13 protein-coding genes and 1 tRNA gene are annotated in these 12,113 nt (G+C 56.2%); 10 read left to right on the top strand and 4 right to left on the bottom strand.

Translation table 11 applies throughout. The features are described 5' to 3' along the window. Positions 1 to 221: 221 nt before the first annotated feature. The 3 genes from Q9R35_RS13965 to Q9R35_RS13955 all read right to left on the bottom strand — a co-directional run bounded on the left by Q9R35_RS13965 (position 222) and on the right by Q9R35_RS13955 (position 2,308). Entirely contained in the window at positions 222 to 1,028 is an 807-nt protein-coding gene (locus Q9R35_RS13965; RefSeq protein WP_311220007.1) for a UDP-2,3-diacylglucosamine diphosphatase, read from the bottom strand. Continuing rightward, a complete protein-coding gene (locus tag Q9R35_RS13960; protein WP_185776037.1) occupies positions 1,018 to 1,527 on the bottom strand; it encodes a peptidylprolyl isomerase in 510 nt (169 codons plus the stop codon). The genes Q9R35_RS13965 and Q9R35_RS13960 overlap by 11 nt, the downstream gene beginning before the upstream one ends. Positions 1,528 to 1,696: 169 nt before the next feature. Next, entirely contained in the window at positions 1,697 to 2,308 is a 612-nt protein-coding gene (locus Q9R35_RS13955) for a tetratricopeptide repeat protein (RefSeq protein ID WP_223254082.1), read from the bottom strand. A gap of 264 nt (positions 2,309 to 2,572) precedes the next feature. Between Q9R35_RS13955 and cysS the strand changes: the two genes are divergently transcribed. The 10 genes from cysS (at position 2,573) to Q9R35_RS13905 (ending at position 10,983) form a co-directional block, all read left to right on the top strand. After that, positions 2,573 to 4,024 (top strand): cysteine--tRNA ligase, encoded by a 1,452-nt coding sequence (gene cysS, locus Q9R35_RS13950; protein ID WP_311220006.1) that lies wholly within the window; start codon positions 2,573 to 2,575, stop codon positions 4,022 to 4,024. After that, a complete protein-coding gene (locus tag Q9R35_RS13945) occupies positions 4,009 to 4,680 on the top strand; it encodes a DNA-3-methyladenine glycosylase (RefSeq protein WP_042483969.1) in 672 nt (223 codons plus the stop codon). Before cysS ends, Q9R35_RS13945 begins: the two co-directional genes overlap by 16 nt. 26 nt (positions 4,681 to 4,706) lie before the next feature. Beyond that, a complete protein-coding gene (locus tag Q9R35_RS13940; RefSeq protein WP_042483971.1) occupies positions 4,707 to 5,672 on the top strand; it encodes an acetyl-CoA carboxylase carboxyltransferase subunit alpha in 966 nt (321 codons plus the stop codon). A gap of 130 nt (positions 5,673 to 5,802) precedes the next feature. Next, positions 5,803 to 6,750, top strand: coding sequence for a tRNA lysidine(34) synthetase TilS (gene tilS, locus Q9R35_RS13935; RefSeq protein WP_404977955.1), 948 nt, complete (start codon positions 5,803 to 5,805; stop codon positions 6,748 to 6,750). Between the two features lie 172 nt (positions 6,751 to 6,922). After that, positions 6,923 to 8,176 (top strand): aspartate kinase, encoded by a 1,254-nt coding sequence (locus tag Q9R35_RS13930; protein WP_042483973.1) that lies wholly within the window; start codon positions 6,923 to 6,925, stop codon positions 8,174 to 8,176. Between the two features lie 60 nt (positions 8,177 to 8,236). Continuing rightward, positions 8,237 to 8,329 (top strand) — tRNA-Ser (locus Q9R35_RS13925). 419 nt (positions 8,330 to 8,748) lie between these two features. Then, positions 8,749 to 9,309, top strand: coding sequence for a hypothetical protein (locus Q9R35_RS13920; RefSeq protein ID WP_223254080.1), 561 nt, complete (start codon positions 8,749 to 8,751; stop codon positions 9,307 to 9,309). Between the two features lie 171 nt (positions 9,310 to 9,480). Next, a complete protein-coding gene (locus tag Q9R35_RS13915; RefSeq protein WP_311220004.1) occupies positions 9,481 to 9,621 on the top strand; it encodes a hypothetical protein in 141 nt (46 codons plus the stop codon). Beyond that, entirely contained in the window at positions 9,611 to 10,534 is a 924-nt protein-coding gene (locus tag Q9R35_RS13910; protein ID WP_081045421.1) for a prohibitin family protein, read from the top strand. The genes Q9R35_RS13915 and Q9R35_RS13910 overlap by 11 nt, the downstream gene beginning before the upstream one ends. 89 nt (positions 10,535 to 10,623) lie before the next feature. Then, a complete protein-coding gene (locus Q9R35_RS13905; protein WP_042483981.1) occupies positions 10,624 to 10,983 on the top strand; it encodes a membrane protein in 360 nt (119 codons plus the stop codon). Here the strand turns inward: Q9R35_RS13905 and Q9R35_RS13900 are convergent, their stop codons facing one another. Then, positions 10,984 to 11,967 carry a helix-turn-helix domain-containing protein gene (locus Q9R35_RS13900; protein ID WP_063693453.1) on the bottom strand — a complete coding sequence of 328 codons (984 nt, stop codon included), beginning with the start codon at positions 11,965 to 11,967 and terminating at the stop codon, positions 10,984 to 10,986. Positions 11,968 to 12,113: the final 146 nt, after the last annotated feature.

The raw sequence follows: 12,113 nt of genomic DNA, 5'->3' as shown, positions 1-12,113 counted from the left end.
CAGGGCGCCTGGATGCTGCAAGAGACCAGGGAACCCGTGCGCAGCACGGGCCGGAGACCCGCCAAGTCGAGCCCAGCTGCCCCCTCAAAAATGCTTATGCAGCCACCTTGATTCCTGCGGTCTTTAGCTGTCGTCCACAAGAAATCAGCAGTTTTTCATCCCATGAACCGACGGCAAGCCCCCAACTTAAAACCAACTACCTACAGCCGGAGTCAACGAAGTCAAACTTGCTGAGGTCCCAGTGTCTGACACTGATCGTCTTTACCCCATTGATGCAAACAAAGCCGTGCGCCTTCAATACTGATATAACCGCCACGCCGTTCTCCTTCTGAGGAGTCAGACTCCCAATCCGGCAGTACCCATCGGCGTACCGGTTCGAAGCCGGGAATGTCATGCACGGCGGGTCTATGTGTGTGGCCATGTACCATGGCGTGCACAGCGTGTGCCTCGCAGGCCGCCACAATGGCCGCAGGCTGCACATCCATGATCTCTTTGGATTTGTATTGCTTGCCGCGCTGGCTACCCGCACGGGCTGAGTCGGCAATGCGCTGGCGAAGACTTAACGGACAGGCCAGGTACAGCTTTTGCAGCCAGGGTTTGCGTACCCAATAGCGAAAGCGTTGATAGGCCAGATCGTCCAGACAATACTCATCGCCGTGTGACATCAGAATCAAACCGGCCGAGGTGTCCAGGATGACTTGATCCGGCAATAACGTAGCGTGGACATGGCGGGCGTAGGTGTCGCCCAGCAGAAAGTCGCGATTGCCGCGCATTAGATAAAGCGGATGCTGCTGCGCAAACGTGCGCAGCGCCTCACTGACTTGAGCAAGCCAGGGGGCAGGGTGGGCAATTTGATCGTCACCAATCCAGGCATTGAAAATATCACCGCCCAGAATCAAGGCATGAACTTGATGCTGGGCGGAATGCAGAAACTGCAGGAAATCCTGGACGGTGCCTGGATTGTCCGGACCCAGATGCAGGTCCGCGGCAATCCAGATGGTGCCCGTAAGCGTGAGCTTATTCGACAAGCGTGGCTTTTTCCAGAATGACGTCCTCAACGGGCACGTCTTGGTGGAAGCCCTTGTTGCCGGTGCGCACGGTCTTGATCTTGTCGACCACGTCCATGCCTTCGATCACGCGGCCAAATACGGCGTAGCCCCAGCCATTGGCGGTAGGAGCGGTGAAGTTCAGGAAGTCATTGTCAGCCACGTTGATGAAGAACTGAGCGGTAGCCGAGTGCGGGTCGGACGTGCGAGCCATGGCCAGGGTGTACTTGTCGTTCTTCAAACCGTTGTCGGCTTCGTTCTTGACAGGAGCGTTGGTCGCTTTTTGCTTCATGTCGGCCTCAAAGCCGCCGCCCTGGATCATGAAGTTGTTGATCACACGGTGAAACACGGTGCCGTCGTAAAAACCGCTGGACACGTAGTCCACAAAGTTGGCTACGGTGTTGGGGGCTTTTTCTGCGTTCAGTTCGATCAGGATGGTGCCCTGGTTCGTCTGCAGTTGGACGCGTGGAGAGGTGCTCATAGAAGTGCCTTCAGAAGAAGTGGAAGAATCTGCTGCCATAGCCGGACTGCTCATCATAGGCATAGCCATACAGGCAGCAATAAGCAGGGTGCGCAAGCTGCGAGCCTGATCACACCATTGAAATGTGCTTGCAAACATAAGATAGGGATAACCCAGTCAAGGAAAAATCTTATTGTTGCAGAATTTGGCCAGTTTGTTGCGCACGCTGGGCTGCTTTGGACACACCACTGGCGGCGGCCTGACGGTAAGTGTCATTGGCCAGCATCAGTTGGACTTCACCCATATTGGCGCGAGCCAGCGCATAGGATGGATCGGCGGTCAGGGCCATTTTCAGAGCTTCCAGGGCCAGGTCCAGCTTGTCCTGCGCAATGTATTCAGCCGCCAGATTATTCCAGGGCTCGGGCAGCTCCGGGTAATAGGTGGTCATGTTCTGGTAGAGGCTGATGGCGCCATTGTGGTCACCACTGGCCGACAGGGCGCGTGCTTTCAAAAACAGCAGTTGCACATTGGCACCGGGTTCGCCACGGTCCTCGCGCTGCGCCAGCTGTTTTTCAATAGCCTGCAAGGCGTCGGCATGACGACCCTGGGCAATCAGGGTGCTGATGCGCTGGCTGACCTCAGCGGCGCTAAGCGGCAAAGACGTATCAACACTGGGAGCGAGAACGTCCAGGGCACGGGCCAGACCTTTCCAGCCACGTTCAGGTTCGGGGGCGATATCCAGCAGGGGATCGTTCACTCGCGCGCTGGACGGGGGCGAATCGGGCAGGGATTGGGCGCTCACGGCTTGACCCAGGGCCAGAACAAGGGCCAGGGTGCAAGGAGCGAGAAACCGAGTCCGTCTAGGTGTACTGAACACAGAGGGGGCGCCTATAAAATCTGGCTTGAAGACCAGGAAGGTTGGTAGATTGCTGCCTTTAACGAGGTCTGCTTGCTATACTTATTGACCATCATTCTAACCTTGCCTCTTGCCGGGCGGGAAATACGGAACCTGATCCAAGGGCAATTGTTCTGGCACAAGGTTCCGATTTTATGACGATTACAGGCCATGTTGCGCATTTATAACTCGTTGTCACGCTCTAAAGAGGTGTTTTCTCCGGTTGAACCGGGCCACGTACGTATGTACGTCTGTGGCATGACGGTGTACGACTTCTGTCACCTGGGACACGCTCGTATGCTGGTCAGCTTTGACATCGTGCAGCGCTGGTTGCGAGCAAGTGGCTACCGCGTCTCCTATGTGCGCAACATTACCGATATTGATGACAAGATCATCCGCCGTGCCGTCGAGCGCAAGCAATTGATGTCTCAGGTGACGGACTTCTATATTGCGGCCATGCATGCCGACGAAAAGGCGTTGGGCGTGCAAAGCCCCGATTCGGAGCCGCGCGCCACGCAGCACGTGCCCGATATGCTGGGCATTATTGCCAAGCTGGAAGAAAACGGCCTGGCTTATCAGTCCGAAGACGGCGATGTGAACTACGCGGTGCGTCAGTTCCCCGGCTACGGCAAGCTGTCGGGCCGCTCCCTGGATGATCTGCGTGCCGGTGAGCGTGTTGCCCTGAACTCGGCCAAGCGTGACCCTCTGGATTTTGTGCTGTGGAAGTCGGCTAAAGAAGACGAGCCTGCCGAATCCAAATGGGAATCCTCGTACGGCCTGGGTCGTCCAGGCTGGCACATCGAGTGCTCGGCCATGAGCAAGGCACTGCTGGGTCTGCCCCTGGATATTCACGGCGGTGGCCCGGACTTGAAGTTCCCTCACCACGAAAACGAAATTGCCCAAACAGAAGGTGCTTTTGGCGGCCAGCTGGCCAATGTCTGGATGCACTGCGGTCCCCTGATGGTGGATTCGGAGAAAATGTCCAAGTCCCTGGGCAACTTCCGTCGCATCCGCGATACCGTGGCGCCCGAAGGTCTGGCCGACGAAGAAAGCAGCTACATCGCCAACCCGCGTGAAGCTGAAATGCTGCGCTTCTTTATTGTGCGCAACCATTACCGCAGCCTGCAAAATTACGCGCCGGACAATCTGCGCGATGCCCAGCAGGCTCTGGATCGTCTGTACCAGACCCTGCAACACGTTCCTGCTGCCGACGTTCAGATCGACTGGACGCAAGGCCCCGCCTTGGCTTTTGCCGAAGCCATGAATGACGATTTCAATACGGCTGGCGCTATTGCCGCTCTGTTTGAACTGGCTGGCCAGGCCAACCGCGACAAGGATGCGCAGGCCGCCGGTTTGATGCGCGCTCTGGGTGGCGTGATTGGTCTGTTGCAAGTGGACCCGGCCGTCTACTGGCGCGCCAGCACACGTTTTGGTCAGGCGGCCAGCGTGGCCGGCGCCGACTCCTTGAGCGATACCCAGATTGATGAGCTGCTGGCTGAGCGCAGCCAGGCCAAACAGAACCGTGACTTTGCGCGCGCCGACGCCATTCGTGAGCAGCTTAAAGAGCAGGGCGTTGAGCTGGAAGATCGGCCAGGTGGAGCAACACAATGGCGCAGGGCCTAAGCGGCGTTCAATCCGGCCCGCAAGTTCGTTTGGTGGGCAAACCTGATTACTGGGACGACGCGTGCGCCCAGCTGATGAAGCGCGATCGTATCCTGCGCAAACTCATCCCCCAGCATGGCGACTACTGGCTGCAACATCAGGCTCCGGCTTTCACCACTCTGGTGCGTTCCATCGTGGGCCAGCAGCTGGCCTCGCGTACGGCGGACCAGCTGTGGCGCAAGCTGCTGGACGGTTGCGGTCAGGCGCTGTCGCCCGAACTGATTCTGGAACTGGGTTACGAGGCCTTGCATGGTTTGGGCTTGCCCAAACGCAAGGCCGAATACATTGTTGATTTGGCGACTCACTTTGATGCTCGTAAAATCGACCCCCAGGCATGGCAGTCCCTGTCTGACGAAGCCGTTATTGCGGACCTGTGCGCCATTCGTGGCGTAGGTCGCTGGACGGCAGATATGTTTCTGATTTTCAACTTGCACAGACCCGATGTTCTCCCCTTGGATGATGCGGGCCTGCTCAAGGCAATCTCTCAGCACTATTTCAGCGGCGAGCCGGTATCCCGGTTCGAGGCGCGTGAAGTTGCCCAAGCGTGGGCACCGTGGTGCACGGTGGCTACCTGGCATCTGTGGCGCAGTCTGAACACAGTTGCGGTACGATATTAAATTAGGCCTAAACCTTAAGAACCGACATGCGAAATACATTCCTGGAATTTGAGCAGCCTTTGGCCGAGCTCGAAGGCAAAATCGAAGAGCTCCGCTATGTGCAATCTGATTCCGCTGTGGATATTTCAGAGGAACTCAGCCGTCTGCAGCAAAAAAGCCAGACGCTGGCCAAGAACATTTACGCCAAGCTCACGCCTTGGCAAACGGCCCTGGTTGCTCGCCATCCACAACGTCCATATACGCTGGACTATGTAAACCAGATCTTCTCGGACTTCCACGAGCTGCATGGCGATCGCATGTATGCGGACGACCTGGCAATTGTGGGTGGTCTGGCTCGTTTCAACGGCACGCCTTGCATGGTCATTGGTCACCAGAAAGGTCGTGACACCAAAGAGCGCGCCCGTCGTAACTTCGGCATGCCGCGCCCTGAAGGCTATCGCAAGGCCCTGCGCCTGATGCATCTGGCTGAAAAATTCGGTATCCCCGTTTTCACCTTTGTGGACACCCCCGGTGCCTACCCCGGTATTGGTGCGGAAGAGCGCGGTCAGTCCGAAGCGATCGGCCATAACCTGTTTGCCATGGCCAAACTGCGTGTACCTATCATCTCCACCATTATTGGTGAAGGCGGTTCGGGCGGCGCTTTGGCAATTGCCGTGGGTGACGTGGTCTCCATGCTGCAATACTCCACCTACGCCGTGATCTCGCCCGAAGGGTGTGCCTCGATTCTGTGGCGCAGCGCGGACAAGGCTCCTGTGGCGGCTGAAGCCCTGGCCATTACCGCACCCCGTTTGAAAGAATTGGGTCTGGTCGATCGCGTGATTAACGAGCCTATCGGTGGCGCGCATCGCGACCCCACCATGATGGCGCGTCAATTGGGCCGTGCCCTGGCCGACGCCTTGCGTCAGGTCTCGGGCCTGAGCACCGAACAACTGCTGGCGCAGCGTATGGAACGTCTACTGGCCTACGGTCGTTATCAGGAAGTTCGTGCCTGATCCATTGCCTTCCAGTCAGCTGGGGGGCTTTAGCCCCTCACCCCCGCTGCTGGAGGCGCTTAACCATCACCTAAGTTTCAAAAGCGGCGATAGCGTCGCTGTCGCCTTAAGTGGTGGTGCGGACTCGGCAATGCTGGCGGTACATGCCCATCTTTGGGCCAGCCGCCGCAAAGTCACACTTCATTTTTTTCATATCCATCACGGCCTGCAAGCCATTGCCGATCAGTGGCAAGCGCATGTGCATGACTTGGCTGCGCGTTTGCAGCGACCCTGTCATAGCTTGCGGGTCCAGGTGCAGTCCCGCCGTCTCAGCACGGATGGCATGGAATCTGCCGCACGTGATGCCCGCTATCAAGGTCTGGCTGAACTGGCGCATTTTGTTGGCTTGCAGCATGTGCTGCTGGCCCATCATCAGGACGATCAGGCTGAAACCGTTTTGATGCGTTTGCTGCGAGGCACGGGCACAACCGGCCTGGGTGCGATGGCACCCCATATGCAGCGCGATGATCTGAGTTACTGGCGACCCTGGCTGGAGCAGCCCAGGGCACTTATTCTTCAAGCCAGTGAACATTTTGCGGCGGCCACAGGCTGGCACGCAGTACAAGACCCCACCAATACCAATCCTGATTACACCCGTGGCGCGGTGCGCGACTTGCTCACGCCTGTGCTGGATGCGCGCTGGCCGGGTTGGCAGAGCCGTTTGCAAAGACAGGCTCACCTGAGCCGTGAAACGCAGGAGGTCCTGGACAGTGTGGCTCGCCAGGACTGGCTGGGCCTGGAGCCGGATGAAACCGGCCGCAGCTTCAGTCTGAGCGCCTGGCGCGGTCTGGAACCGGCCCGGCAAAGCATGGTGATCCGTTATTGGTTGCAGGAGCAGGGCGCCGGTTTGCCCACGCATGCCCGTCTGGCAGAGCTGCTGCGCCAGTTGCGTGGCGTGCATGCCCAGGGTCATGACAGAAATTTGATGTGGAAGCATGGACCAAACCTGATCCGCTGTGTGCGCGGTCGGGTGCAGATCGAATCTGCCGGTTCAGGCGAGCAGCAAGCCGGCCTGAAGGCCGATCAAGCAAGTAAGTAAGTAGTTTGGGGTGGCCTGTGGCAGGAGCGTGGGCTATGGTGTTGAGTCGACAAAGTATGTGTTTTTTTTGCGTGCGCATGTGGTAGAGCCTGCGCTTGGGGCACAGAAAGTCGTTAGAATAGTTGGGTTTTGTGTCTATCCCAGACCTTAGCCCTTTGATGCAGAGTAAAAGATGTCCCTGATCGTACATAAATATGGCGGCACGTCGATGGGCTCGATCGAGCGCATCCAGAATGTGGCGCGTCGGGTTGCCAAATGGCATGCCGCCGGGCACCAAGTGGTGGTGGTTCCTTCGGCCATGTCCGGTGAAACCAACCGTTTGCTAGGCCTGGCCAAAGAACTGAGCATTCAGCCTGATCCGCGTGAGCTGGATATGCTGGCTGCCACGGGCGAACAAGCCAGTAGCGCTTTGTTGGCCATGGCTTTGGCTGCCCAGGGCGTTCCCGCCCGCAGCTATGCCGGTTGGCAAGTTCCCGTCAAGACCGACAATGCCTACACGCGTGCCCGCATTAGCTCTATTGATGACACCCGTATTCGCCAGGATCTGGACGCAGGCCGTGTGGTCGTTGTGACTGGTTTCCAAGGTGTGGATGAAGAAGGCAATATCACGACCCTGGGTCGTGGTGGTTCGGACACTTCTGCGGTGGCTGTTGCCGCTGCCATGAAGGCCAGCGAATGCCTGATTTATACCGATGTGGATGGTGTCTACACGACTGACCCGCGCGTGGTGCCAGAAGCCCGTCGCATGAAAGTGCTGTCCTTTGAAGAAATGCTGGAAATGGCCTCTTTGGGCTCCAAGGTTCTTCAAATCCGGTCCGTGGAATTTGCTGGCAAGTACAAGGTGCCTGTGCGCGTCTTGTCCTCCATGACCGACCCCATGATTCCGCTCGAAGAAGAAATGTCTTCGGGCACGCTGATTACTTTCGAGGAAGACCAAAAAATGGAAGCTGCCGTTGTCTCTGGCATCGCCTTCAGCCGTGATGAAGCCAAGTTCACCCTGCGTGCCGTACCCGACACCCCCGGTGTGGCCTATTCCATTCTGGGCCCCATCGCAGCGGCCAACATCGAAGTCGACATGATTTTGCAGAACCTGTCGGTTCAGGGCACCACAGACTTCTCCTTTACCGTTAGCCGCAACGACGCGCTGCGTACCAAGGAATTGTTGATGAACCAGGTCGGTCCTGCTGTGGGCGCTGGCGAAATCGTCTTTGACGAAGCCGTTTGCAAAGTGTCCATCGTCGGTATCGGCATGCGTAACCACGCTGGCATCGCCAGCTCCATGTTCCGCGCCTTGTCCGAAGAGGGCATCAACATCCAGATGATCAGCACCAGTGAGATCAAGACCTCGGTCATCATCGCTGACAAGTACATGGAATTGGCGGTACGTGCTCTGCACAAGACGTTCGAGCTGGATCAGGAAAAATAATCCCTTTTGCTATTTGCATTGGTTTTTTATAAATGCTATAGTAGCTTCTTTCCTAGAGCTGGAGACGTGGCCGAGAGGTTGAAGGTACTCCCCTGCTAAGGGAGCATACGGCTTATACCCGTATCGAGGGTTCGAATCCCTCCGTCTCCGCCAGCTGGAATTAAATTAAGCCCTTGTTTTCAAGGGCTTTTTTTATTGTCTGACGCTTGGCGTGGACAGTGATCGGGTGCGTTTTCAATTCCATCCTGGTTCAGGCAAGCCCCTGATTTGGGCGTTGCCAGCGTCAAGCAGACAGGTCTTGCGCCTTTTCAGTGACAAGAACAAAAAAATAATTGTTACTTTTTCATCTCAGCCGGTTCAGACGAAGTTAAACCTCTGACCGTTGTCGGCAGGCCTGTTTCAAACGGCATGTATTTTCAAAGCGCAAGGCTTTTCAATACAAGATTGTTGAGGATTGAAAAGGCTGTGTCGTTTTTGGCACAGGCAAAGAAAAGCAGTCTCTCCCATGCTTACAATCGACGAATGTGTTTTACGTCGTTCAAGACGGGTAGTCTTGTTTTTTAGGGCGAGCGATGATTAAACGAGTCCTCTGTATCTGTAGCATGGCCTTGATGGGCCTGCCTTTCTTGGCATCGTCAACTGAGCTGGCATTGGATGACCAGGTCGTGACTCGTTATGTGCAAAGCCTGGGCGAGATCTTGCCGGTGCTGCAAACCGTAGAGCGTAGCGAGCCGGTATGGGATGGTGGTCTGCCTGATGGTTTTCCTCCCATGCTGGAGGTGGACCAGGTCGAGCGTGGTTCGGAGATTTACCGTCACTTGAACAATCTGGCGCAAAAGCACGGCTTTGCCGGGCTGGAACAATGGGACGCTGTAGGACGTCATATTTGGCTGACCCGTCTCTATATTCAGGAGCGTGAAGATCTGGACTCGGTTTACGAGCAGCTGGATGCTCTGGAAGCCGCCTTGCGTGATAACGCTCGCCAATACTCCACGGCCGAGCTGGAGCAGTTGATGCGTACTTTTCAGACCAGCAAAAATCATATTCTGCGCTTGATTGCGACTCGCAACGATGTGCTCCCCGTGCAGGCTCATCTGGCGGAGCTGGACGCTGCGCTGGCTTCCTTGGAATAGTCAGGCAAGCCGCTTTTTTATTTCCCAAGACCTCACAATGGCGTCCGTTTAAGTTTTGTTACCAGCAATACTGTCCATTTGTCATATTTTGACGCTTCTTTTCTGAGCGTGACAGAAGGAATCGGGGATAATTGCGCTCTGATTGAAATCTAGTGGGAAGACTGAAGCGTCATGCGTATCATCTTGATTTTGTTGGGGGCCGCTGTGCTGGCCTACCTGATTGCCAAAGGCATACGGCAACTGATGGTGGAACGTCGTCAATTAAAAGACCAGTCGCGTCAGCCACATAAAGGAAGCCGTGATGAGCACTGATAAAAATCCATTTACGAAACTGGCTGCTAAAACAAAGCCAGAAGGTGGCACTACCAACTACTCCAAGGGACTGGGTTTCCTTGGGGCTGCTGTGGTTATTTTCCTGATCCTGATCGTTGCCTCCATGGGCTCGTTCCTACAGGTAGACCAGGGTGAACGTGGCGTGGTGCTGCGTAACGGTAAACTGGTCCGCGTGGCTGACCCAGGTCTGGACTTTAAGGTCCCGTTCTTTGATACGGTACGAAAGATTTCGGTACGCGATCACACGGTTCGCATGCAGCTTGAGGCGTACAGTTTTGACCAGCAGTCTGCCTCCATGGTGGCCTCGGTAACGTACCGCGTGCCTGAAACCGATGTGGCCCAGCTGTACTCCGAATACGGTTCGCTAGAAGCGCTGGAAGCCCGTTTGCTGGAGCGCAAGGCCCTGGACGTGATCAAGAACGTGTTCGGTAAATACACCGCCGCTCAGTCCATCCAGAACCGTGAAAAACTGGGGGCTGACATTAATGAAGCCATGCGCGTGACGCTGGAATCGGCTCCTTTGCAAATGATGGGCGTGCAGGTCGAGGAAGTGTCTTTCTCCAAGGCCTACGAGCAGTCGATTGAAAACCGCATGCTGGCCCAGGTTCAGATTGAAACCACCCGCCAGCAAAAAGAAACCGCTTCCATTCAGGCTGAAATCCAGGTGGTTCAGGCTGAAGCCGAAGCCCGCGCTCAGCGCGAACGCTACATGGCCGAAGCTGACGGTATTCGCCTGCGTGGTGAAGCCGAAGCCAAGGCAATTTCTGCCAAGGCCCAGGCACTGGCTCAGAACACCAATCTGGTCAACTTGAATGCTGTGGAGAAATGGGACGGTAAACTGCCAGAAAGTCTGGTTCCCGGTTCCGCCATGCCATTTATTGGACTGCGTTAATTTAATAGCAGTAGCTGGCCTGAACAGGTTTTCTTCGGTAGCGTTACGGCATACGTAACGCTACCGTTTGTTTTTCCAAGGAGTGACGGATGAATGATGAAATGAACCCGGTCCCACAAGGCGGGGGTACAAACCAGCTGGTCAGCCTGCGTAATCTGACGCTAATCAATTACGCCCTGTACATCTTGTCCATGTTTGGTGGCATCACCGCGCTGGTCGCCATCATCATCAATTACATCAAGCGTGATGAGGTTCGCGGCACCTACCTGGAGTCGCACTTTGATTGGCAAATCCGTACCTTCTGGTGGGGCTTTGTGGGCGTGGCGCTCTCGTTCTTGCTGATGGCAATTCTGGTGGGTTTTGTGACCATCGTAATTGTGGGCGTATGGATTCTGTACCGCCTGATCAAAGGCCTGCTGGCCTTGAATGACGGCAAGGCCATTGCCTGATCAGACAGGCATCGAGTCTGAGTGAACCAGGGCCCGCATACTTTCGCGGGCCTCTTTGGGCGGCACACCAAAGTGCTGCCGAAATGCCCGGCTGAAATGGGCAGAGCTGCTGAACCCCCAGTGGTAAGCAATTTCCGTGATGGTCTTGTTGTGATGGGCCAGCCGGCGCAAATCCTGTTCAGCGCCTTTCAGGCGCATGGACCAAATCCAGTTCGTCAGTGAATCGGCTTCGCCCTCCCAGGCGCGATGCACGGTGCTGGCCGTCAGGCTCAGACGTTTGGCAATCTTGCCTATATTCAGCTCCGGGTCGCGCAGATTTTTCAGCACATAGGCTTTGATGCGGTCGCGTCGGACAGACCCCGTATCGTCGCTTAAAGGCAGGCTGCCCAGATTTTCTGCCAGCGCGGCGACCAGAATACCGACCAGGCTGTCGGCAAGCGACAAATCTACAATTGGGCCACCGGAGGGTGGGCAGTCCATCAGTTCGCTGACCATATGGGAGAGCAAACGTGCCGTGCCCGATTGGGCGCTGGTGATTTTGCAGGCTGTCATGTCCTCGGCATTGTGTAAACGCTTGCGCAAGATGGAGCCGGGCAAAGAAAGCACATACTGCTCGAAGTCATGGTCAAACAAGAGCTGATAGGGGCGGGTGGAGTCGTACAGGGCCAGGTCACCGGGTTTCAGGTGAGCTGTTTTTTCGTCCTGAACCAGTTTTCCTGCTCCGGCCACCTGAATGCTGAGCAGAAAAATATCCTCGGATGCTCTGGAAATTTGCAAAGGCGTGCGCAGTACCGTCTGTGTGGTCGAGGTGATATGGGAGAGGCTGACGGCCGCCAGTTCACGACGCGTAATGGCTCCGAAGAAAGGGGCGCTGGAGCGGGAGGGAACGGCGCATTCCAGTTGCACATAGGCCTTGTTGACGGCCTCCATCCAATAGGGCGCGCGCCGGATAGCGGGAACTGCCGTGGTGGACCATTGCTCCATTGATGACCTCTCCGTCTTGGTTCCAAAGGCTGACGGCAGGGACTGCGATCAACTGGACTGACTAAGTATCAGGCAAGATATCTGGTTTGAGCCAGACCAGAAAGAGTGACAGGCGACGATAATTTCCGACCAGGACGAAGCGGATG

Origin of the sequence: Alcaligenes sp. AB3 (assembly GCF_031844565.1) — a bacterium.
Taxonomy (GTDB): domain Bacteria; phylum Pseudomonadota; class Gammaproteobacteria; order Burkholderiales; family Burkholderiaceae_B; genus Alcaligenes; species Alcaligenes faecalis.
Note: the sequence above shows the minus strand (reverse complement) of the source record. Positions and strands in the feature narration are given on the sequence as shown.